The sequence below is a fragment of the Bradyrhizobium sp. SK17 genome (genome assembly GCF_002831585.1).
Classification (GTDB): domain Bacteria; phylum Pseudomonadota; class Alphaproteobacteria; order Rhizobiales; family Xanthobacteraceae; genus Bradyrhizobium.
In genome coordinates, this window is sequence record NZ_CP025113.1 from 3974307 (window position 1) to 3995628 (window position 21322).

Consider the following 21322-nt stretch of genomic DNA (forward strand, 5'->3'; position numbering starts at 1 on the left):
CTTGATGTCCTGACGGCGCGGCCTATGCGGCGGTCGATGCCTTCTGGGCTGCCGCGGCCTTCTTCTGCTCGGCGGCGATCGCCTCGTCGCGGCGGATCTCCGAAAGCTTCTTCTGCACCTGCTGCGAGAAGATGTACTGGGCCGGCCGCTGCTTCGACATGTCGATCTCCGGCGCCATCGGGCCCGTCGTCTTGATGCCGCGCAGCGCGACCCACATCGCCTTCAGCGGATTGTTGATCGCAGCGGTCGCCGCGGTCGGCTCGTAGCCGCAATGGGCCATACAGTCGGCGCACTTCTCGTACTTGCCGGTGCCGTAGGTTTCCCAATCGGTGGTGTCCATCAGCTCCTTGAAGGTCTTGGCGTAGCCTTCACCGAGCAGATAGCACGGCTTCTGCCAGCCGAAGATGTTGCGCGCCGGCATGCCCCACGGCGTGCACTCGTATTCCTGGTTGCCGGCGAGGAAGTCCAAGAAGAGTCCGGAATGCATGAAATTCCACTTCTTGCCCTTGCCGAGCGCAAAGACGTCGCGGAACAGCTTCTTGGTCTTGGTGCGGTTGAGGAAGTGCTCCTGGTCGGGCGCACGCTCATAGGCATAACCGGGCGACATCGAGACGCCGACGCCGAGCTCGGTGGTGAAGTCGAGAAACTTCGCGATCTCCTCGGCCGGGTGGCCGTCGAAGATGGTGGCGTTGACGTTGACGGTGAAGCCGCGGGCCTTGGCCGCCTTGATCGCAGAGACGGCGCGATCGAACACGCCCTTCTGCGAAACCGCCTTGTCGTGATGGTCCTTCAGGCCGTCGAGATGCACCGAGAAGAACAGATAGGGCGACGGCTCGAACAGATCGAGCTTCTTCTCGAGCAGCAGCGCATTGGTACACAGCGAGACGAACTTCTTGCGCGCCACGAGGCCGCGCACGATCTCACCGATCTCCTTGTGGATCAGCGGCTCGCCGCCGGGGATCGCCACCATCGGCGCGCCGCACTCATCGGCCGCGTCCCAGCACTCCTGCGCGCTCATGCGGCGGTTGAGGATCGCATCGGGATAATCGATCTTGCCGCAACCGACGCAGGCGAGGTTGCAACGGAACAGCGGTTCGAGCATCAGCACGAGCGGATAGCGTTTGCGGCCAAGCAGTTTTTGCTTGATCAGATAACCGCCGATACGCATTTCCTTGAAGAACGGTATAGCCATTAGACGATTTTCTTTCTGCACTTATCAAAGGGAAGTGGGTTCAGATCAGCCCGCAGTCAGTTCGGCTGGCAGCCGGAATTCGATATTCTCTTCTCGGCCCGGCACGACCGAGACCGAAACCGGTCCGATCCGCCGCAGAGCCTCGATCACATCGTCGACCAGAACTTCAGGCGCCGACGCGCCCGCAGTGATGCCGACGGCCTTCGCATCCTTCAGCCAGTCCGGGTTGAGTTCGCTCCCATCGGCAATCAGGTAACTCGCGACACCGACCTCGGTGCCGATTTCACGAAGCCTGTTCGAGTTGGAACTATTGGCGGCCCCCACCACCAAAATGACGTCCACCAGCTTGCTCAGGTCCCTTACCGCAGATTGGCGGTTCTGTGTCGCATAGCAGATATCCCTGATGTCCGGGCCTTGAATATCTGTAAATCTGGCCTGAAGCGCCGCGATTATGTCCTTGGTGTCGTCCACAGACAACGTGGTCTGGGTGATATAGGCGACCGGGGTGTCGACCGGCAGCCGCAATTCCGCCACATCCTCGACGCCCTGGACCAGCAGAACCGGCCCCGGAACCTGTCCCATGGTTCCTTCGACCTCGGGATGGCCGGCATGCCCGATCAGGATCAGGGCGCGGCCCTTCGAGATATAGCGTTTGCCCTGATTGTGGACCTTGGTGACGAGCGGGCAGGTGGCATTGAGCACGGGCAGGTCGCGTGCCGCAGCCTCCTCCTCGACGCTTCGCGCGACGCCATGGGCGCTGAACACGGTCACGGCCTTGGCCGGCACTTCCGACAAATCCTCGACGAAGATCGCGCCCTTCTTCTTCAGGCTCTCGACCACGTATTTGTTGTGTACGATCTCATGGCGGACATAGACAGGCGGGCCATACTTCGCGAGCGCGCGTTCGACGATTTCGATCGCGCGCACAACGCCCGCGCAAAAGCCGCGCGGCTGAGCAAGGAAAACTTCCATAGGACGTCCGTTACGCAAATTGCACCAGCCTCGTTCAATGTCCTGCCGCCGTTCGGCAACGCACTTCGCCCGGTCGGGCCTTGCAACATCGGTTGCAATGTCCGCACCATCCCAGGTCCTGCAGGTGATCCGCGTCCCCAAGGGCATGGAAATACAGGGTTTTGTGGCAAAAAGGTAGCGCCTAGAAAGGCTCTACGGTTTGCGGGGAGAGACGTTTGAGGTAATATAGTATATCACGAGGGGCCCTGCGACCCTAAGTCCCCTCACTTGTTCGTCACTTTATCGCCCACTCATGCGGTCTATACCGGCGTTCGTGGCCGTATCCTGTCGTTTGGAACCTCCTCGCCAGCCCGTCGAGGAAGATAACCAAAACAACATTAGATCGGTCCCGGGAACTCCGCTACAGAGCGGGCGTTTTCGGCCATGCTTCCCCGAGATTAGAAAGAAACGAAGTGCTGACAAATATTGTCGTCTCCGTTGTTAGGACGTGTACGCGTTTTGCCCTTCCGGTTGTCATTTTCTCCGTGCTGCTGTCGATCGGGGCCGCCTTCTATACGGCCCGCAACTTCTCGATCAACACCGACATCAACAAGCTGATCTCGCCGGATCTGGATTGGCGCAAGCGCGATAACCAGTTCGAGGAGGCATTCGACCGCGAGCGGCTGATCCTGGCCGTGGTCGAAGCGGCGACACCCGAGCTCGCAAGTTCGGCGGCCAAGGCACTCACCGCGAAGCTGCAGGCTGACAAGAAGAACTTCGAGGCGATCACCGCGCTCGGCTCCGGCGAGTTCTTCGAGCGGAACGGTTTGCTGTTCCTGCCGACCGAAGAGGTCGGCAAGATCACGGCGCAGCTCGAATCGGCCGCGCCGCTGGTCGAGATCATGGCGGGCGATCCCTCGATTCGCGGATTGACCGGCGCGCTCGAGACCGGTCTCGCCGGCGTCAAGCGCGGTCAGGTCAAGCTCGACAACGCCGTGCAGCCGTTCAACCTGATTTCCGAGACCGTCGAGACGGTTCTGGCCAAGGGCGATGCAACCTTCTCCTGGCGCGAGCTGACGAGTGACAAGCCGCTGACCGATTCGGACAAGCGCGCCTTCATCGAGGTCAAGCCGATCATCGACTATTCGGCGCTGGAGCCGGGCAAGTCTGCCACCGATGCGATCCGGCAGGCCGCCGTCGATCTGAAATTCCCGACCGAGTATCACGCTCGCGTGCGCCTGACCGGGCCGGTGCCGATCGCCAACGAGGAATATGCCACCGTGCAGGACGGCGCGATCGCCAACGGCATCGGCACCGTGGTGATCGTGCTGATCATCCTCTGGCTCGCGCTGCATTCCGGCAAGATCATCTTCGCCGTGTTCGTGAACCTGTTCATCGGGCTTGCCCTCACCACGGCGGTTGGCCTGATGATGGTCGGCTCGCTGAACCTGCTCTCGATCGCCTTTGCGGTGCTGTTCATCGGCCTCGGCGTCGACTTCGGCATCCAGTTCAGCGTCCGCTACCGATCCGAGCGGTTCAAGAACGACAATCTGACGCTGGCGCTGGAGAACGCGGCGCGCCGCTCGGCCGTGCCGCTGTCGCTTGCCGCGATGGCGACCGCCGCCGGCTTCCTTTGCTTCCTGCCGACCGATTACAAGGGCATTTCCGAGCTCGGCAAGATCGCCGGTGCCGGCATGCTGATCGCGTTCATCACCAGCATCACGGTGCTGCCGGCGCTGCTCGATTTGCTCAATCCGCCCGGCGAGAAGGAGCCGGTCGGCTACGCCTTCCTTGCGCCGGTCGACCACTTCCTCGAAAAGCATCGCGTCCCGATCATTGTCGGCACGCTGCTGGTCACGGTCGCGGGCCTGCCGCTGCTCCACTACATGAAGTTCGACTTCAACCCGATCAATCTGCGCAACAAGCATGCGGAATCGATCGCAACCTTCCTCGACCTGAGGAAGGACCCGAACACCGGCGCCAACGCCATCGACGTGATGACGCGATCGGAAGAGGACGCCAAGAAGATCGAGGCCAAGCTCGAGAAGCTGCCGGAAGTCGCGCGCGTGATGTCGCTCGGCAGCTTCGTGCCTGACGACCAGCCGGCCAAGCTGAAGCTGATCGCGCAGGCGGCCAAGACGCTCGGCCCCGCGCTCAACCCGGACTCGGTGGATCCGGCGCCGTCGGATCAGGAGAACGTCGAGTCGTTGAAGAGTTCGGTCGACAATTTGCGCAGGACCGCAGGCGACGACAAGGGCCCGGGCGCGATTGCCGCGCGAAGGCTCGCCGATGCCCTGCAGAAGCTCGCCGATTCGACCCAGGCGACCCGCGACAAGGCGCAGGACGTCTTCGTTGCGCCGATGAAGATCGTGTTCAATCAGCTCAGGAACACGTTGCAGGCGCAGACCGTCACGTTGCAGAACCTGCCGCCGGAACTGGTCGCGAGCTGGAAGACCAAGGACGGCCTGATGCGTGTCGAGGCGGAGCCGAAGGGCGACCCGAACGACAACGACAATCTGCGCCGCTTTGCCGACGCCGTGCTTGCCGCCGAGCCGACCGCGATCGGCGGCCCGGTCTCGATCCTGAAATCGGGCGATGTCATCGTCAACGCGTTCATCCACGCCGGCATTCTGGCGCTGGTCACGATCAGCCTGCTGTTGTGGCTCACGCTGCGCCGCATCGTCGACGTGCTGATGACGCTGGTACCGCTGCTGGTGGCCGGCATCGTCACGCTGGAGATCTGCGTGCTGATCAGGCTGCCGCTCAACTTCGCCAACATCGTCGCGTTGCCGCTGCTGCTCGGCGTCGGCGTGGCGTTCAAGATCTACTATGTCACGGCGTGGCGCCAGGGCAGGACGAACCTGCTGCAGTCAAGCCTGACGCGTGCGATCTTTTTCAGTGCGCTGACCACGGCGACCGCGTTCGGCAGCCTGTGGCTGTCGAGCCATCCCGGCACCGCGAGCATGGGCAAGCTGCTCGCGCTCTCGCTCGTCACCACGCTCGCGGCGGTGCTGCTGTTCCAGCCGGCGCTGATGGGCAAGCCGCGTGAGGCCATCAAGGAAGAGGATATCGCCAACGACGTCACCTGACGCGCTGGCGATTCGCTTTCGATTTCGGTTTGGCTCCGGGGGCAGCGGCCTCCGGAGTGGCCGGCCGGCTCCCGCTAGAGCATTTTCGAGCGAAGTGGAGACCGGTTCGCGTGAAGAAAACGCATCAAGGCGAGAAACTTAGAGCCCCGTTCCGATCCCATCGGAACGGCAAAGGCTCTAATGCGTCGGTCGCGCGATATCCGGCAGCAGGCAGATATCACCGATGGTGTCCACCGACGCATTGGCGGCGCCCGGCGCGTTGGCCGCCTGCTTCTGACCCGGCTTGATGGCGGCAGCGGGCGGGACGGCGCCGGTGGTTTTTTGGGCCTGCGACGGCGCCGATTTGGGCGCGGCTCCCTTTGGCGCCGTGCCGGCCGCGGCCGGGTTGCCGGCGACGCTCATCGGGATCGGCGGACCGACGCGGGTCCAGGTCTCGCCGCCGCACAGGAAGCCCAGCACGCAACCCTGGATCTCGAGCTGATCAGTGCCGACCGGCTTGATGGTCGAGCTGTAGAGCTGGCCGTCTTTGGCGTTGTAGACCTGACCTTCCCACGCATCGGCACCGGCCTTCTTCTTCATGTCGATCAGGATCGGCATGCCGAGGGTGGGCCTGCTTTGCTTGGCCGGATCAGGATTGTTCTTATCCTTGCCGCCGGGGGTTTTTTCCCAGGACACCGCACCCCACATGTTGCCATTGCACTGGGCGACACGGATGGTGGCGACACCGTCCGCGACCTTCCAGTCGCCGGTGGGGTCCGCTGCAAGCGCCGGTGATACTACGGTGGCCAAAAATAAACCTGAAAAGGCTATTGTACGTGCGAATGTTCTTGGGCAGTGCAACATGGTCCAAACCTGTGCTTAACTTGACGATCCGAGCGGGGGTCAAAACGCCGCTATCGAGCGTTTTAAGTTGACGAGATGGCCATCAACCGACGTATGTAACGAATGGTAAGTTCCAATTTAGACGTTTCCGAGATTTTTGTGGAGCGCGAGGGGCAGCGTGGTGCCATGCACACGCGTCACCTCAACGAGCAGCTCGTTCGCGTTCTCAAGACCATCGGCTACGACGTCGGCTTCCAGAAGGGGCAAGGCCAATACCTCTTCGATCGTCAGGGGGCTCGTTACCTTGACCTATTGAGCGGATTTGGCGTTTTTGCGATTGGCCGCAATCATCCGGCCCTGCGCGAGGCGCTGAAGAGCGTGCTCGACGCCGATCTGCCGAATCTGGTGCAGCTTGACGTCTCCACGCTTGCGGGTGTGCTCGCGGAACGCCTGCTGGAACATGTTCCATACCTGGACAAGGTGTTTTTCGCCAATTCCGGCGCCGAAACCGTCGAGGCCGCGATCAAGTTCGCGCGCGGCGCCACCGGCCGTCCTGGCATCGTTTATTGCGGGCATTCGTTCCACGGCCTGTCCTACGGCGCGTTGTCGCTGACCGACGACACGAATTTCCGCAGCGGCTTCGAGCCGCTGCTGCCGGGCTGCACGCCGATTCCGTTCAACGATCTCGAGGCGCTCGAGAAGGCGCTGTCGTCGCGCCAGGTCGGCGCCTTCATCGTCGAGCCGATCCAGGGCAAGGGCGTCAACATGCCCACCGACGAGTTCCTGCCCGGCGCGCTGGCGCTGTGCCGCAAATACGGCACGCTGTTCATCGCCGACGAGATCCAGACCGGCATCGGCCGCACCGGAAAATTCCTCGCGATCGAGCATTGGGGCATCGAGCCCGACATGGTGCTGCTCGCGAAGGCGCTGTCCGGCGGCCATGTGCCGATCGGTGCGCTGCTGACGCGCAAGAACATCTTCGACAAGATCTTCAACCAGATGGATCGCGCGGTCGTGCACGGCTCGACCTTCGCGAAGAACGATCTGGCGATGGCCGCCGGGATCGCGACGCTTGATGTCATCAAGGCCGAGAGGCTGGTCGAGAACGCCGCCAAGCGCGGCGCCGAGCTCCGCCTGGCGCTGACGCGCATGGTGCCCGGCTATGAGCTGATGAAGGAGGTCCGCGGCAAGGGCCTGATGATCGGCGTCGAGTTCGGTCCGCCGAAATCGCTGCGGCTGAAGGCGTCGTGGAACCTGCTGGAGACCGCCAACAAGGGCCTGTTCTGCCAGCTGATCACGGTGCCGCTGTTCAAGGATCACAAGATCCTGACCCAGGTCGCCGGCCACGGCCTGCACACCATCAAGTTGCTGCCGCCGTTGACGATCACCGAGGAGGATTGCAGCTGGATCGAGAAGTCGTTCGACGACGTGATCGCCGGCAGCCACAAGGTCCCCGGCGCGATCTGGTCGCTCGGCAAGACGCTGGTCGACAACGCGGTGCGCAAGTCGGCTTGAGAATGGTAGGGCGGGTTAGGCGAAGCCGTAACCCGCCATTTGTTTGTAATCGGCCCGGTGGATTACGCCTTCGGCTAATCCACCCTACAAATCACCCCTCCTTGTTCGCGCGCATCGCGGTCTCGAACTTGTCGCCGAACTCGTTCAGCTCGTCGGCGCCGATATCGCTGACCGCCCAGTAGTTCAGGCCGCGGTCGCTCCAGCTGCGGATATTGAAGCCTTGCAGGGTCGTGATCTTCGCGGGCTTGCGCTCGGTATTCGCGGTCTGCGCCACGAACAGGTTGATGACGTGCTGGCGGCGCTTGTAGACCACGGCGCCGATCTCGCGGGCGTTGACATAGTCGAGCCGGCCGCCGATCAGCGTAAAGCCTTGCGCGGTGAGGTCGATCACCGGCGGCGAAACGTCGAGCTTGCCGTTGAACCAGGGCTTCACCGTATGCTGGTCGGTCGAGACCACGTCGATCAGGTGGCCGGCTTGCAGCGAGCGCAGATGCGCCGACACCACCTCGTTCTCGATGCGCTGCTCGTCGTCATTGCGCATCACGATCGCGATCAGACCGGTCGCCGCCATCGCCGATACCGCCGAGCCCATCGCAAAGCCGCGCAGCACCGAGCGCCGGCTCGGGGTCGCCTGCGTCTGCGGTTGCGGCAGCGCCTTCTCGATCTTGCGGCGCAGCTCGAGCGGCGCCTTGTAGCGCACGTCGCTCTCGGCGATCGCCTGGCGGATCTCCTGATACTCCTTCATCAGCGCGGCACAATGCGCGCATCCTTCGACATGGGCTTCCACTTCGCGTGCATGGCCGGCGTCGAGTTCGCCGTCGATCAGCGCGTGGATCAGCACTTCGGCTTCCTCGCAGGTCATTTCACTTGCTCCTGTTCCGCGAGCCAGGCCGATCGCAGCATGGCGCGGGCGCGCGCGAGGCGGGACATCACGGTGCCGACCGGCACGGCGGCGACATCGGCGATCTCGCGGTATGATAGATTCTGGATTTCCCTGAGCACGAAGGTCTCGCGGAACGGCTCGGCAAGTGCCGCGACCAGCTTGCGCACGGTGTCGCCGTCGAAGCGGCGCAGCAGCTGCTTTTCCGGCGTCTCGGGGGCTTCATTCCACATCGGGGCCTGGTCGCCGCCTTCGGGCAGCTCCTCGACCGCGGTGGGCGCGGTCTTGCGCCGCGCAAATTCGGCCCGGCAGACATTGCGCAAGATCGCGAACAGCCACGGCTTCATCGCAGGTCCCCGATAGCTGTCGAAGTGCTTGTAGGCGCGCAGATAGCATTCCTGCACCGCGTCCTCGGCGTCGGCGGCATCGCGCAGCAGATAGCGCGCCAGCGTGTAGGCGTCATCGAGATAGGGCAGCGCGGCTTCGCGGAAGCGCCGCGCCTTTTCGGGATCGTCTTGCGGCGCGTTGACAACCATCGTGTCCTGCCCGGCATGTCGAGAGACGGCTTGTGCCCGGTCGGCGGCTGTGGGCCACCGGCCGGGCATGGTTGTGATTGTATGGGTGATCACGTTACCCAACCTTGATACTGCCTGTCATGTGCGGATGCAGCGAGCAGAAATACTTGTACTCGCCGGGCTCCGTGAAGGTGAACGAGAAGGTGCCGTCGGTATCCATGGTCTTGGAGCGGAATTTGCCCGCGCACACCACGGTGTGCGGGATGTCGTCGCGATTGGTCCAGGTCACGGTGGTGCCGACCTTCACGTCGAGCGGGTTCGGCGCGAACGAGAAGTTGTCGATATGGACCGCGACGTCTTCGGCGCGGGCCGCCGTGACCGGCAGCAGCATGGTTGCGACCACGGCGATGCCGAAGTCGCGTCGGTTGATCGAGCTCATCGGTCTCGTCCTCTAGCCCTTTGCCCTAGCCCTGCAGCGGCGTGTCGATGATCGCCAGCGGCTGGCTGTTCTGCTTGAAGTTGATGCTGGCGACGCCGAGCATGCTGCGCAGCTTGGCATCCTCGACCTTCATCGGGCCGGGCGAGGGCGCCGCACCCGGCGCCGGCTGCGGGAAGGCGGTCGACCGCGCGGTGTGGAAGGTGACGTTGCCCTCGACCTTCTGCATCACCTGGTGGATGTGGCCGTTGAGCACGGTGACCGAGCCGAAGCCCTTGACGTATTCCAGCGCGCGGGCGCCGTCCTCGGTGCCCCAGCCCCATTGCGGATAGACCGTCCACAGCGGGATGTGGGCGAACAGCACGATCGGGGTCGACTTCGAGCGGCCCTTGAGGTCGTTCTCCAGCCATTCGAGCTGCTCGTTGCCGATATTGCCGAGGCCGCCGCCCTTGAGGTCGACGACGTTGACGAGGCCGACGAAGTGGACCCCGCCGGCGTCGAACGAATAGTAGCCCGGGCCCTTGGTGCCCTTGCCATAGCGCTCCTTGTAGAGCTTGACCTCTTCGTCGATGAAGTCGTGCTCGCCCGGCACGTAATGCACGTCGAGCTTGGCCTGCGAGATGATGCGATCGGCGTCATCGAACTCCGACGCCTTGGACAGATGCGTGATATCGCCGGTGTGGATCATGAAGGACGGCTTGACCGGCATCGCGCGGACCTTGTTGATGGCCTCTTCCAGCGTGCCGATGGCGTTCGGGTTGGCCGGCTTGTCGAAGCCGACATGGCTGTCACTGATCTGCATGAAGGTCATGCCGGTGGCTTCCGCAGCCTTGGCGGAGCCGACGATGCCGAGCGAATGCGGCACGCCGCCGGTGACGGTCCAGAGCACGCCGGTGCCGGCCCAGGTCATGCATTCCAGCACCTTGCGTCGGCTGACGCCTTTCTCCTCATCGTGGTGATTGTGATCGTGTCCGCTCATGACAAGTCTCCCGTGGGCCCAGGGATTGGGTTTCCGGGGGAGGTGATCGGCGGCTCCGGGGGTTTATTCCCGCGGCTTTGGAGAGGGGTGAGGGCAGGGATGACGATTTCGTGAAAACCATGGGAAGCCGACCGCGCGACCGGTGGCCGCAACGGCAAGATGCGCCATTGCAGGCACCGGGCTCGCGACGCTATCGACCAGGCAAACCCCTGATCGGTTGGAGCAAAACATGGTTGGCGTCACCGGTGGCTGTCACTGCGGCGAGATTCGTTACGAGGTGACTGGAACACCGGTCGTTCATGCGCTGTGTCACTGCACCGATTGCCGACGCCATGCCGGCGCGCCAATGGTCGGCTGGGTCATGGTCGCCGACGATGCGCTCAAGGTGACCAAGGGGCAGCCCAGCATCTATCGATCCTCGGAGCATGGCCGGCGGCACTTCTGTGCGAGCTGCGGGACCGGGCTTTTCTATGCCAACGGCCATATGTTGCCCGGGTTCATCGACATTCAAAGCGGCACCTATGACGATCCCGGCGCGGTGCCGGCCACGATGCATATCCAGGTCGCGGAGCGGCTGCACTGGATGGAAACGGCGCACGAGCTGCCGTCGTTCGATCGCTTTCCGCCGACGGAATAACTGGCGCCTATGGATGCTGCGTCGACGAGACGCGCACAAGGGCGATGCCGCGCAACGTAGATGAACGGCCGCAACAAAGCTGTCTTGCAACCGTCAGCATAATGTCAGCGCTTCTGCTTAGAGATGGCGGACTTCATTCGCCACACCGGGAGATCATCATGAGCGACCACGCAGGCGTTGAGCATCATCACAAGGCAGCCGAGCATCACGAGCACGCGGCGCATCATCATCGCGAAGCCGCCAAGCACCATGCCGCCGGCGACCATGAGAAGGCGGCACATCACGCCCACAGCGCCCATGGTCACGCCAGCCATGCCGAGCATCACCACACCGAAGCGAGCCGGCATCACGCCGAGCACCACGGCAAGCACCAATAAACGTTCCAGTACTGCGTGAGTGGCTTCCGCCGTCCCCGTAAGGGGACGGCGCTTTCTTTTCGCCACTGCCGGCCTTTGGCTGGCCGTCGCGTCGACCTATCGTCTGATCAGAAGTGCGGAGACGGCGCTCGCCGCGCACAGGCATGCGACGATCGGAAAGATGATGGCGGTGTTGCCGGTGTGGTCCATGAAGCGCCCGATCAGGGGCTCGCCGATCCCGGCGCAGGCGTAGGAAATGAAATTCAGCACGCCGGTTGCGGTTCCGGCCAGGCGACGGCCGAAGATGTCGGGACAGAGCGCCCAGAATGACGATGCCGGACCGAACACGAAGAAGCCGCACAGGAACAGGCCGGCAATCCCGATCAGGCTGCCGTGGGGCACCAGCTCCATCGCCAGCGCGATGATCGCGGCGAGCACCATGTAGGAGATGATCGCGAGATAGCGCCGCGACTTGAACAGGACGTCGGAAATCCAGCTGTTGGTCGATGCGCCGAGCGCCATCCCGACCGGCAGCGCGACGGTGATCCAGACTGGATCGATCACGCTTGCGGTCGATTTCCAATTCGGCCCGAGGAAGTGGACGGGAACCCAGACCAGCAGGGCGTATCGTGCGGCATTCTGGAAGCCGATCGACAGGCCCGTCGCGTAGAGCCGCCAGTTCGAGAGCACCGCGCGATAGCGCGCGCCGCTGGTCGTGCTGTCGATCGCGCCGTCGACGTCCGCTTCCTCCGGAGATTTCTCGTCGGCCGGGCCTGTCAGGCCGAGATCCTCGGGGCGCTCGCGCACCACGAGGAACATGACGATGGCGCCGAACAGCATCAGGAACACCGACAGGCGGAAGATCCAGCGCCAATCGAACCCCAACGTGCCGAGAATGACGATCGGGACGAAGTAGGCCAGCACCGACGAGAAGCCGGACATGCCGACATAGAACGAATAGACGAAGCCGCGATGCCGGTGCCCCCACCAGTTCGACAGCAGCCGGCTGCCCGGTGCGAAGCCCATGGCCTGGAAATATCCGTTGAGACCCCAGGCCAGCAGCAGCACGATGAAGCCGTTGGCGAAGCTCGTGGCCCAGTTCGCGGCAAACGACAGCACCGCCCCGGCGAGCATCATGACGCGGCCGCCCCATTTGTCGCCGAGGTTGCCGTTGATCGACTGGCCCAGCGCATAGGCCCACAGCATCGATGCGCTGACCCATCCGAGCATCTCCTTGGAGAGCCCGAGTTCCTTCTGGATGCCGGGGATGGCAAAGCCGAAGGTCTGCCGTCCGAGGTAGTAGAAGAGATAGCAAAAGGAGACGCCGAGCAGCGCCGTCCATTTGTAGCGCCGATACATCTGCGTCGCAGCCGGCTCGGTTGCGAACGCCCGTGCAAAGGCCTGCCCTGTCTCGAGCATGGCGTATCCTCCCGTGTTTTATGTTTTGGTTTATTGCGCGCCGTTCAGCGCAAATTCGAAGATGTCGAAGTTGCGCATGCGCCTGGTCTCAGCGAGCTTCCGGTAGCTGTCGTTGACCGGGTGCGACAGGATGAACGGCACGATCTGCTCGCCCAGCCCGCCATGGGAGCGGAGGCGATGCCCGTCGAGCCCGCTGAGATCGTGCTCGGCCCGCGTCGAGCCGATCGTGGTGTGAGTGTCGCCGATGGCGACGAAATCGCCTTCGCGGTCGAGCGGCATCTGGTAGCGGCTCGCGGCGCTCGGCCCGTCGAGGACCAGCGCCACTCCCGGGATGCTCGCCGCGGTCTCCATCACTTCGGCCAGGGCGAGCCCCTTGCGCAGATAGACGCGAACGAAGGAGCCGAGCGCGCCGTGATGCTTCACGAACGGGTCGGTGATCGGGCAGATCACGCGTGCCGCCTTGGCGCCGAAGCGCTGATTCAGCTCCTCCTCGAGGAACACCACGCGCGGTGTGCCGTCGGCATTCGCCTTGTCGTTCATCCCGTGATCGGCGATCAGCCCGACGATGGCGCCGAGCTCGGCGATGCGGCCCACCTTCTGGTCGACCGCGCGGTGAAAGGCGTCGGCCTCGGCCTCGCCCGGGCCGTGCGCGTGCTGAACCAGATCGGACAGCGAGAGATAAAGCAGCTCCGCGCGATTCTGCTCGAGCAGCTTGATGCCCGCGTCGAGCACGAACAGCGACAGATCGGGACTGTACATGTCGGGGGTTTGTCGCCCGACCAGAGCCTCGACATGCTCGATGCCGTTCTCCGCGATGGTCGCGCTTCCGGCCTTTTCCGACGAGAAGCAGATGCCGCCCTCCATGCGGTGGCCGAGCATCTTGCGCAGCTTGTCCTTGGCGGTCACCGCGGCGACGCGGACGCCGGCGCGCGACATCTCGGCGAGGATGGTCGTCGCCCGCATCGGCGTCGCATCGACGATCATGATCTCCTTGCCGGTCTCGCGATCGAGATAATAGTTTCCGGAGATGCCATGCACCGCCGGCGGCGCGCCGGTCACGATCGAGACGTTGTTGGGATTGGTGAAGGTCGGCATCGCCGCGTCGGCGAGGGTGGCGAACCCGCTGTGCATCATCCGCGAAATGTTCGGGAACACTTGCCGCGCATTGGGGAAGTTGAGATAGCGCGGGTCGCATCCATCGAGGCAGATCACGACGGTGGGGCGCGTGGGCTTGCGGTAGCGACGCCCGTTGACTTCGATCATGGAGGCTCCTTGAGGCCAGGTCGGTGAGCGGTGGCCGGTAAGCGGTTTCGGCGCGATCCTAGGAAGCGGCGCCTGGAATAAAAATTGAATAATTTACCGGTTCATGTAACTTTCATTCCCATGAAGCTGCGCGACCTTCCGCTGGTGTCGCTCCGGACATTCGCCGTCGTGGCGGAGACCGGCGGGGTCGCGGCTGCGGCGGAGGCGCTGGGCGTCACCCACAGCGCAGTCAGCAAGCAGGTCAAGCTGCTCGAACGCTGGCTGGGCCAGGCGCTGTTCACGCTGGAGGGACGGCGGCTTGCGCTGACGCCATTCGGCCGGGTGTTGTCGCGTGAGGTTGGACGCGCGCTCGAGGATATTGCCGGTGCCTGCGCCCACGTACAGCGCCAGCGCGAACGCCGCACGGTTACGATCGAGGCGCCGGCGACCTTTGCGATGTACTGGCTGTTGCCGCGCGTGAACCGCTATCGCGCGCAAAATCCGCGTACCGACGTGTGGGTCTCGACCCGGATGACCGGGCAGCCGCCGAATTTCTCGGCGCATGATCTCGTCGTGACGCGTGGCGAGGCCGCGGTGACGTCCTCGCGTCTCGACGAGCGAACGCTGCTGTTCCGTGAGGATCTCGCGGTGCTGACCTCGCCGGAATTGCTGGCGCGCAAGCCGCTCGCCAGGCCCGCCGATGTCAGGAGCCATCATTTGATCGAGTCGATGACCCGCCCACAGGAATGGGCGGCATGGCTGAAGCACGTCGGCGTCAGCGATGCCTTCATCGCCGGTGGACATCGGTTCGATCATTTGTTCGTGGCGATCCAGGCGGTCAAGGATGGGCTTGGATCGGTGGTGGCGCCGCAGAACGTGTTGCAGGAGGCGATCGCGAGTCGTGATCTGGCAAGTCCGTTTCCGGAGCTGAACTTTCCCGGCGAATCCTATTTCTGCTATGGCGTGGCAGGCGGCATCGATCCCGCGACACAGAAGTTCAGGGACTGGCTGGTCCAGGAAGCGCGCACGCAAGCGAGAGCAGCGCCGACGACGCGGCGCTTCGGAGCCCGACGTCCGCCGCCTCGGCCGGGATCGAAGCGCCGGTCCTAGAGCTCGGTCCGGCTGCCGATCTCGACCAGCGAGCCGTTCGGAATCCTGAAGCGGTCGATCGCGTGTGCGGAGTTTCGCGCCATAAATGCGAACACCGCGATCTGGAACCGGGCCAACGGATTGCGGCGCTTGCGGCTGAGCGGATCGTGGCGCTCGACAAAGTAGGTCGTATCCTCCTGCATCGGCACTCCGATCTGCTTTGCGTTCGCAAGGACCGCCGGCAGATCGGGTATCTCGACAAAGCCGAAATGCACCGAGATGTGCCAGACGCCTTCGCAAAGCTGCTCGCAACGGATGCGATCGGAGGGGCGGATACGGGGCACGCTTTCAAAGGTGGCCGTCAAGGCGATCGCCGTCTGATGCAGCGAATGGGCTTGCCTGACGTAGTTGACGATGATCGGGGGAATGCGGTGGCTCAGCCGCGTGAGGAAGATCGCGGTCCCCGGTACGCGCGCGATGTGCTGGTCGCGCAGGCCGGCGAAGAACGCATCGATATGCTCCGACTGGGCCATGCTTCGCCGGTGCAGCGCATCGAGGCCGAAATGCCAGGTGACCATGATGCCGAACAGCAGTGCGCCGAACAGCAGCGGAATCCAGCCGCCTTCTTCGATCTTGAAGAGATTGGCAAGAAAGAACGCAAGATCGACCGTGAGCAGCACGCCGGTGAGCGAGGTCGCTCGCGCCGCGCTCCAGCCCCATCTTCGCCGCATCACCTGGTAGAGCAGGGCAGTGGTCAGGACCATGGTGGTGGAAACGGCCGCGCCATAGGCGCCGGCGAGGCGGTCAGAGCTGCCGAAGCCGATCGTCAGTGCGACGGTCAGGCACATCATGGTCCAGTTCACGAACGGCACATAGATCTGGCCGTATTCCTCGGCCGATGTCTGGTTGATCCGGACGCCCGGAAACCACCCGAGCTGCATGGCCTGGCGAGTCATCGAGAATGAACCGGTGATGATGGCCTGGCTGGCGATGATGGTCGCCAGCGTCGCCAACGCCACCAACGGGTAGATCGCCCAGACCGGCGCGAGCTTGAAGAATGGGTTGGCGCCGGGATCGGGCGAGGCGATGAAGTTGCCGACCTGCCCTGCATAGTTGAGGACGAGAGCAGGCAGCACGAAGCCATACCAGGCGAGCCGGATCGGCGTGCGGCCGACATGCCCCATGTCGGCGTAAAGCGCTTCGCCGCCGGTGAGCGCGAGGAAGACGCCGCCGAGCAGGGTGAAGCCCAGCAGGCCGTGGGTCGTGAGCAGCAGGATGCCGTGCATGGGATTGAGCGCGCGCAGCACCTCGGGGTGCCGGACCAGCGAGGTGATGCCGAGCAGCGCCATGGTCAGGAACCAGAGCAGCATCACCGGGCCGAACGCCTTGCCGATGGTCGCGGTCCCGTGCCGCTGCAACGCGAACAACCCGATCAGGATCGCAACCGCGATCGGCATCGTGTACGGCTTGAATGCCTCGGTCGCGACGTTGAGGCCTTCGACCGCGCTCAGCACGGAGATCGCCGGCGTGATGATGCCGTCGCCATAGATCAGGGCGGCGCCGAACAGCCCCAGCGTCACCAGCCACCGTCCGCGACCGGACCAGCGGGCTCCGGTCAGCGCCATCAGCGCCAGGATGCCGCCTTCGCCGTGATTGTCGGCGCGCATGACAAAGATGCAGTATTTGACCGAGATCGTGATGATCAGCGCCCAGACGATCAGCGAGAGCGAGCCGAGGGCTGCCTCCGGCGTGAAGCCGCCTCCCATCAAATGGACGATCGTCTGAAGCGTGTAGAGCGGGCTGGTCCCAAGGTCGCCGTACACGATGCCGAGCGCGAGCAGGATGCTGGTCGGGCCCGGCGGTTGCTCGAACCGGCGGTGCGCTTCACCCTCGAATCCGGTCGTGTCGTTCAGGGCCGAAACTGTCGAAGACGGCATCCGGTCTCACCCTCGTCGTCGCACCCCGCGCAGGAGGGCCGCTGCCCGCCGACAGATCACCTGATTACAACGGCGATGCTGCCGGATCGTTGCGTCGGCTATCATCGGTCTGTGCGGCAAACGCCCGGAGCGCCGTAACCATCAGCTCCGGCGCCTCCTGGGCGACGCAATGCCCAACGCCGTCGAACCTCCAGCGGCTGGCGTGCGGGATCAGGGCCGCAGCGCGATCAGCCATCTCCTTGTAGACCGGCCACGACTGCTCGGCAGTCGCGATGCGGACCGGGCAGGCGATCTCGGAGAACCACGGGAACGGATTGCCGCGAGAATCGCCGGCGTAGATCTGCTCCATGGCCTGCATGATCGGCAGCAGCAACGCCGCCTCGATCTCCGGCGTGCAGCGCAGCCGCATGCGACCGTCGTCGAGCGTGGCAAAGCCGTGATGGACATAGGACCACAGCGATGGTTCGGTCCACGGCGCGAACGCCGGTGCCAAGCGCAATCGCTGGAACAGGCCGTCGGCGCTGTCGAACTCGGCCCGTCGCCGCAGCGTGCCTTGCACCGACGCCTTGGACATCTCGCTCAGGTCCGCGGCGCGCGGCGCGCGCGGGTCCATCACGGTCGGCTCCGTCACGAACAGACGCGCGAAGCGATCCGGCATCAACTTCGCTGCCAGCAGCAGATCAGTCGCGCCGGCGCTGTGGCCGATGCCGTAGATGTCGTGCAGATCGAGGCCATCCACCACGTTGCAGACGTCGTCGGCAAAGTCCTCGAAGTGATAGCGGTCGGCAGGCGGCTTATGGCTCAGGCCATGGCCGCGGCGGTCGATGGCATAGACGGTGTAGTCGGTGGCCAGCGCCTCCGCCACTTCAGCCCAGACTTCGCCGACAAAGCCGGTGCCGTGCAGCAGCAGCGCGACTGGCTTGCCCGAGGCCGGCTCGCCCCATCGCGCCACCGCGACCTCTCCGCCGGGATCGCCAACCAGAACGCGCGTCGGGGCGTTCATCGTTCTATCGTGCATCCCCGAGGATCATCGTGGCGCCCTTCTCCGCGATCATCGCGGTCGGCGTGTTGGTGTTGCCGGAGGTGATGGTGGGCATCACGGAGGCATCGGCGATGCGCAGGCCGTGCAGCCCGTAGAAGCGCAGGCGCTCATCGACCACGGCCATCGGATCGTTGGCCGTTCCCATCTTTGCGGTGCCGACGGGATGGAAGATCGTGGTGCCGATGTCGCCGGCGGCCTTGGCAAGCGAGGCGTCGTCGTCGCCGACCGAGGGACCGGGCAGAAACTCCTCGGGATGATATTTCTCCAGCGCCTGCTGCTTCATCAATCTGCGCGTGGTGCGGATGGCGTCTGCCGCGACCTGGCGGTCGTCGTCGGTCGACAGATAGTTCGGCGCGATCGACGGCTTGTCGTCCGGCGCGGTCGATCGGATTCGTACTGTGCCGCGCGAGGTCGGTTGCAGGTTGCAGGCGCTCACCGTGATCGCCGGGAAGCGGTGCAACGGATCGCCGAACTTGTCGAGCGACAGCGGCTGCACGTGGAACTGGATGTTGGCGCGTGAGCGCGTCGCATCCGAGCGCGTGAAGATGCCGAGTTGCGACGGCGCCATGGTCAGCGGGCCGCGGCGGCGGAATGCATAGTCGAGGCCCATCAGGCCGCGGCGCACCAGGTTGTAGTAGGTCTCGTTCAGCGTGCGCACGCCGGAGACCTTGTAGATCGCGCGCTGTTGCAGATGGTCCTGAAGATTGTGGCCGATGCCCTGGACGTCGGCGACGATGTCGACGCCTAGCGGCGACAGCCATTCGGCCGGGCCGATACCGGAACGATGCAGCACCTGCGTGGTTCCGATCGAGCCGGCGCAGAGGATCACCTCGCCCTTGGCACGGGCTTCGACGGTCTCGTTGCCCTGGCGGAACAGCACGCCGGCGGCCCGGCCGCTCTCGATGATCAGGCGGTCGACCAGCACATTGGTCTCCAGCCTGAGATTGCCGCGGTTCAGCACCGGCTTGAGGAAGCCGCGCGCCGACGACCAGCGTCGGCCGCGCTTCTGGTTGACGTGGAAGTAGCTGGTGCCCTCATTGTCGCCGGTGTTGAAATCCGGAATCCGCTTGATGCCCATTTCTTCCGCGGCATCGCCGACCGCGTCGAGGATCTGCCACGACAGCCGCGGCGCTTCGATGCGCCAGCCGCCGCCGGCACCGTGGTGCTCGCTCTCGCCGAGGAAGTGATCCTCCAACCGCTTGAACGCCGGCAGCACGTCGTCGTAGCTCCAGCCGGTGAGGCCGAGCTGTCGCCAGTGGTCGTAATCCGCGGCCTGGCCGCGCATCGAGATCATGGCGTTGATCGCCGACGAGCCGCCGATCACCTTGCCGCGTGGATAGGCGAGCGCGCGGCCGTTGAGGCCGGGCTCGGCCTCGGTCTTGAACATCCAGTCCGAGCGCGGATTGCCGATCGCGAAGAGATAGCCGACCGGAATGTGAAACCAGATCCAGTTGTCGGTGCCGCCGGCTTCCAGCAGCAGCACGCGCTTCTTCGGATCCGCCGACAGGCGGTTGGCCATGATGCAGCCGGCGGTGCCTGCGCCGACGACAATGTAGTCGAAATCACCCTCGAGCCTTCGCGGCATATCCTCGTTCCCGGCAAGCGTCTTTTGTTATCTGTCTATTAGTCAGACGCGGCCGGTCGAGACAAGCCCGGCGGTGGATAGGGCGGCCTGCGCCGGACGATCAGGGACGGCCCGGCTTGGCTGCTTCGGCGAAGCCGTGTCGATTCGACGACAATCGTCGATGCCGGCGAGGCCGGGCAGCGATGCGGCCAAGGTCTGGCGCAGCATGCGCTGGTATGCCAATTTGACTGCGTCAACTCGCAGGAGGACAGCCATGCGAACCCATATCGTCGCCGCACTTTTCGCGATCGCAATGGTCACAAGTGCAAACGCCGCGATCCGCGAGGAGCCGGTCTCCTATTCGGACGGCGAGACCACGATGAAGGGCTTCGTGGTCTATGACGACGCGAGCGCGGCCAAGCAACCCGGCATCGTGATGGTGCATGAATGGTGGGGCATCACCAAGCACATCCATGACGAGGCGCGGAATTTCGCACAGCAGGGCTATACGGTCCTGATCGCCGACATGTATGGCGACGCCAAGACCGCGGATAATCCGAAGGACGCCGGTGCGCTGTCATCCTCGGTGATGAAGAGCCCGTCGGTGATGGAGGCGCGTTTCAACGCTGCGCGGTCGCAACTTGCCAAGCAGGCCTCGGTCGATCCCAAGCGGATCGGTGCGGTCGGCTACTGCTTCGGCGGCGCGGTGGTGCTGAACATGGCGCGTGCCGGCGCCGATCTCGCCGCGGTAGCTGGGTTCCACGCGTCGCTTGGTCTGAATACGCCCGCACCGGCGCCGGGTACCGTCAAGGCCAAGGTTCTGATCATGAACGGTGCGGACGATTCCTTCGTGAAGCCGGAGCAGTACGCTGCGCTGAAGAAGGACTTTGACGCCGCGAAGGTCGAGTATCGGATCATCGAATATCCCGGCGCAGTGCACGCCTTCACCAATCCGGAAGCCACCGAGCTCGGCAAGAAGTTCAACATTCCGATCAGGTACGACGCCAAGGCGGATCAGGAATCCAAGGCCGAGGCTGCCAAGTTCTTTGCCGCCGACCTGAAGAAATGACCAAGGCCAACCGCGGTCGGCTATTCTCGTCTGCGGCGAGCCGACTACGCGCGCGAGCAGCAACCCACGATCACGGCAGCGGCGCCATGTAGGGGATGCTGGCCACCAGCGCGAACACCTGGACCGCATTGCACAGCATGCCGCCCCAATGCAGGTGGCGCAGTCGCCGTACGGCGGTGGGATCTCCCAAGTCTCTCGCATCCGCCTCGGCATCGAGCCGCCGCAGGAACCATCGGCGTGCCAGCACCGCGAATCCTGCGATCAAGGCGATGCAGAGTGCGACCGCTGGCCGGCCGGCTGCGGCAAAGGCGAGTGTCCCGATTGCGCCGGATACGGTCAGTACCAGGAAGTAGGCATTGAACATGCCGCGCAGCAGCCGGGTGACCGGCGGGAGGTCGAGCTTCACGAGCAGGAAGGCCGGCGCCGCCAGCAGGAAATAGCCCATCGGCACCAGCAGGATGATGGTGGAAAACAACACCGCTTGATCCGGCGTCATGCAGCCGATCCCTTGATTTTGGTTCAGGCGGAAAGCTCAAACAGTATCCGCACCGGATATTTCCTGCACCATTATGCTTTGGTCGGATGCGA

The 21322-nt window shown here is 64.0% G+C and carries 20 protein-coding genes; 5 read left to right on the forward strand and 15 right to left on the reverse strand.

What is annotated here, in order from left to right; translation table 11 throughout:
* Positions 1-22: 22 nt before the first annotated feature.
* Positions 23-1192 carry an adenosyl-hopene transferase HpnH gene (gene hpnH, locus CWS35_RS18255; RefSeq protein ID WP_100952925.1) on the reverse strand — a complete coding sequence of 390 codons (1170 nt, stop codon included), beginning with the start codon at positions 1190-1192 and terminating at the stop codon, positions 23-25.
* 45 nt (positions 1193-1237) lie between these two features.
* Positions 1238-2164, reverse strand: a complete 927-nt coding sequence (ispH, locus tag CWS35_RS18260; protein WP_024579447.1) for a 4-hydroxy-3-methylbut-2-enyl diphosphate reductase — start codon at positions 2162-2164, stop codon at positions 1238-1240.
* A gap of 452 nt (positions 2165-2616) precedes the next feature.
* Between ispH and CWS35_RS18265 the strand changes: the two genes are divergently transcribed.
* Positions 2617-5232 carry an MMPL family transporter gene (locus tag CWS35_RS18265; protein ID WP_100952927.1) on the forward strand — a complete coding sequence of 872 codons (2616 nt, stop codon included), beginning with the start codon at positions 2617-2619 and terminating at the stop codon, positions 5230-5232.
* Between the two features lie 177 nt (positions 5233-5409).
* Here the strand turns inward: CWS35_RS18265 and CWS35_RS18270 are convergent, their stop codons facing one another.
* Positions 5410-6075: a DUF2147 domain-containing protein gene (locus tag CWS35_RS18270; protein WP_100952930.1), complete on the reverse strand. Its 666-nt coding sequence runs from the start codon at positions 6073-6075 to the stop codon at positions 5410-5412.
* Between the two features lie 102 nt (positions 6076-6177).
* Between CWS35_RS18270 and hpnO the strand changes: the two genes are divergently transcribed.
* Positions 6178-7569 (forward strand): aminobacteriohopanetriol synthase HpnO, encoded by a 1392-nt coding sequence (gene hpnO / locus CWS35_RS18275; protein WP_100952932.1) that lies wholly within the window; start codon positions 6178-6180, stop codon positions 7567-7569.
* Positions 7570-7660: 91 nt separating this feature from the next.
* Here the strand turns inward: hpnO and CWS35_RS18280 are convergent, their stop codons facing one another.
* The 4 genes from CWS35_RS18280 to CWS35_RS18295 form a co-directional block, all read right to left on the reverse strand.
* Positions 7661-8431: an anti-sigma factor gene (locus CWS35_RS18280; protein ID WP_100952934.1), complete on the reverse strand. Its 771-nt coding sequence runs from the start codon at positions 8429-8431 to the stop codon at positions 7661-7663.
* Positions 8428-8985, reverse strand: coding sequence for a sigma-70 family RNA polymerase sigma factor (locus CWS35_RS18285; protein ID WP_024579452.1), 558 nt, complete (start codon positions 8983-8985; stop codon positions 8428-8430). Before CWS35_RS18285 ends, CWS35_RS18280 begins: the two co-directional genes overlap by 4 nt.
* Positions 8986-9079: 94 nt before the next feature.
* Positions 9080-9403 (reverse strand): cupredoxin family copper-binding protein, encoded by a 324-nt coding sequence (locus tag CWS35_RS18290; protein ID WP_024579453.1) that lies wholly within the window; start codon positions 9401-9403, stop codon positions 9080-9082.
* A 25-nt stretch (positions 9404-9428) separates the two neighbouring features.
* Positions 9429-10379 carry a metallophosphoesterase gene (locus tag CWS35_RS18295; protein ID WP_100952936.1) on the reverse strand — a complete coding sequence of 317 codons (951 nt, stop codon included), beginning with the start codon at positions 10377-10379 and terminating at the stop codon, positions 9429-9431.
* A gap of 229 nt (positions 10380-10608) precedes the next feature.
* Between CWS35_RS18295 and CWS35_RS18300 the strand changes: the two genes are divergently transcribed.
* Positions 10609-11016, forward strand: coding sequence for a GFA family protein (locus tag CWS35_RS18300; protein ID WP_024579455.1), 408 nt, complete (start codon positions 10609-10611; stop codon positions 11014-11016).
* A gap of 104 nt (positions 11017-11120) precedes the next feature.
* Here the strand turns inward: CWS35_RS18300 and CWS35_RS39030 are convergent, their stop codons facing one another.
* From CWS35_RS39030 to phnA, 3 genes are all read right to left on the reverse strand, one after another.
* Positions 11121-11390: a hypothetical protein gene (locus CWS35_RS39030; RefSeq protein ID WP_157817180.1), complete on the reverse strand. Its 270-nt coding sequence runs from the start codon at positions 11388-11390 to the stop codon at positions 11121-11123.
* A gap of 99 nt (positions 11391-11489) precedes the next feature.
* The gene (locus tag CWS35_RS18310) at positions 11490-12791 is read right to left on the reverse strand and encodes an MFS transporter (protein ID WP_100952938.1); all 1302 of its coding nucleotides are present in this window, start codon (positions 12789-12791) and stop codon (positions 11490-11492) included.
* Positions 12792-12821: 30 nt separating this feature from the next.
* Complete coding sequence (phnA, locus tag CWS35_RS18315; RefSeq protein WP_100952940.1) at positions 12822-14054, reverse strand: phosphonoacetate hydrolase; 1233 nt, start codon at positions 14052-14054, stop codon at positions 12822-12824.
* Between the two features lie 120 nt (positions 14055-14174).
* On the opposite strand from phnA, the gene CWS35_RS18320 reads away from it, so the two are divergent.
* Entirely contained in the window at positions 14175-15143 is a 969-nt protein-coding gene (locus CWS35_RS18320) for a LysR substrate-binding domain-containing protein (RefSeq protein WP_100952942.1), read from the forward strand.
* Here the strand turns inward: CWS35_RS18320 and CWS35_RS18325 are convergent.
* From CWS35_RS18325 to CWS35_RS39035, 4 genes are all read right to left on the reverse strand, one after another.
* The gene (locus CWS35_RS18325; protein WP_100952944.1) at positions 15140-17059 is read right to left on the reverse strand and encodes a potassium transporter Kup; all 1920 of its coding nucleotides are present in this window, start codon (positions 17057-17059) and stop codon (positions 15140-15142) included. The genes CWS35_RS18320 and CWS35_RS18325 overlap by 4 nt on opposite strands.
* Before the next feature lie 64 nt (positions 17060-17123).
* Positions 17124-18062, reverse strand: coding sequence for an alpha/beta fold hydrolase (locus CWS35_RS18330; RefSeq protein ID WP_100952946.1), 939 nt, complete (start codon positions 18060-18062; stop codon positions 17124-17126).
* Between the two features lie 4 nt (positions 18063-18066).
* Positions 18067-19686, reverse strand: a complete 1620-nt coding sequence (locus tag CWS35_RS18335; protein WP_100952948.1) for a GMC family oxidoreductase — start codon at positions 19684-19686, stop codon at positions 18067-18069.
* A 42-nt stretch (positions 19687-19728) separates the two neighbouring features.
* Positions 19729-19941, reverse strand: a complete 213-nt coding sequence (locus CWS35_RS39035) for a hypothetical protein (protein ID WP_157817181.1) — start codon at positions 19939-19941, stop codon at positions 19729-19731.
* On the opposite strand from CWS35_RS39035, the gene CWS35_RS18340 reads away from it, so the two are divergent.
* Positions 19940-20734 carry a dienelactone hydrolase family protein gene (locus CWS35_RS18340; protein WP_245439012.1) on the forward strand — a complete coding sequence of 265 codons (795 nt, stop codon included), beginning with the start codon at positions 19940-19942 and terminating at the stop codon, positions 20732-20734. The two genes, CWS35_RS39035 and CWS35_RS18340, sit on opposite strands and share 2 nt — an antisense overlap.
* Positions 20735-20804: 70 nt before the next feature.
* Here CWS35_RS18340 and CWS35_RS18345 read toward each other — a convergent pair whose 3' ends face one another.
* Positions 20805-21230 carry a hypothetical protein gene (locus CWS35_RS18345; RefSeq protein ID WP_024579464.1) on the reverse strand — a complete coding sequence of 142 codons (426 nt, stop codon included), beginning with the start codon at positions 21228-21230 and terminating at the stop codon, positions 20805-20807.
* Between the last annotated feature and the right edge of the window lie 92 nt (positions 21231-21322).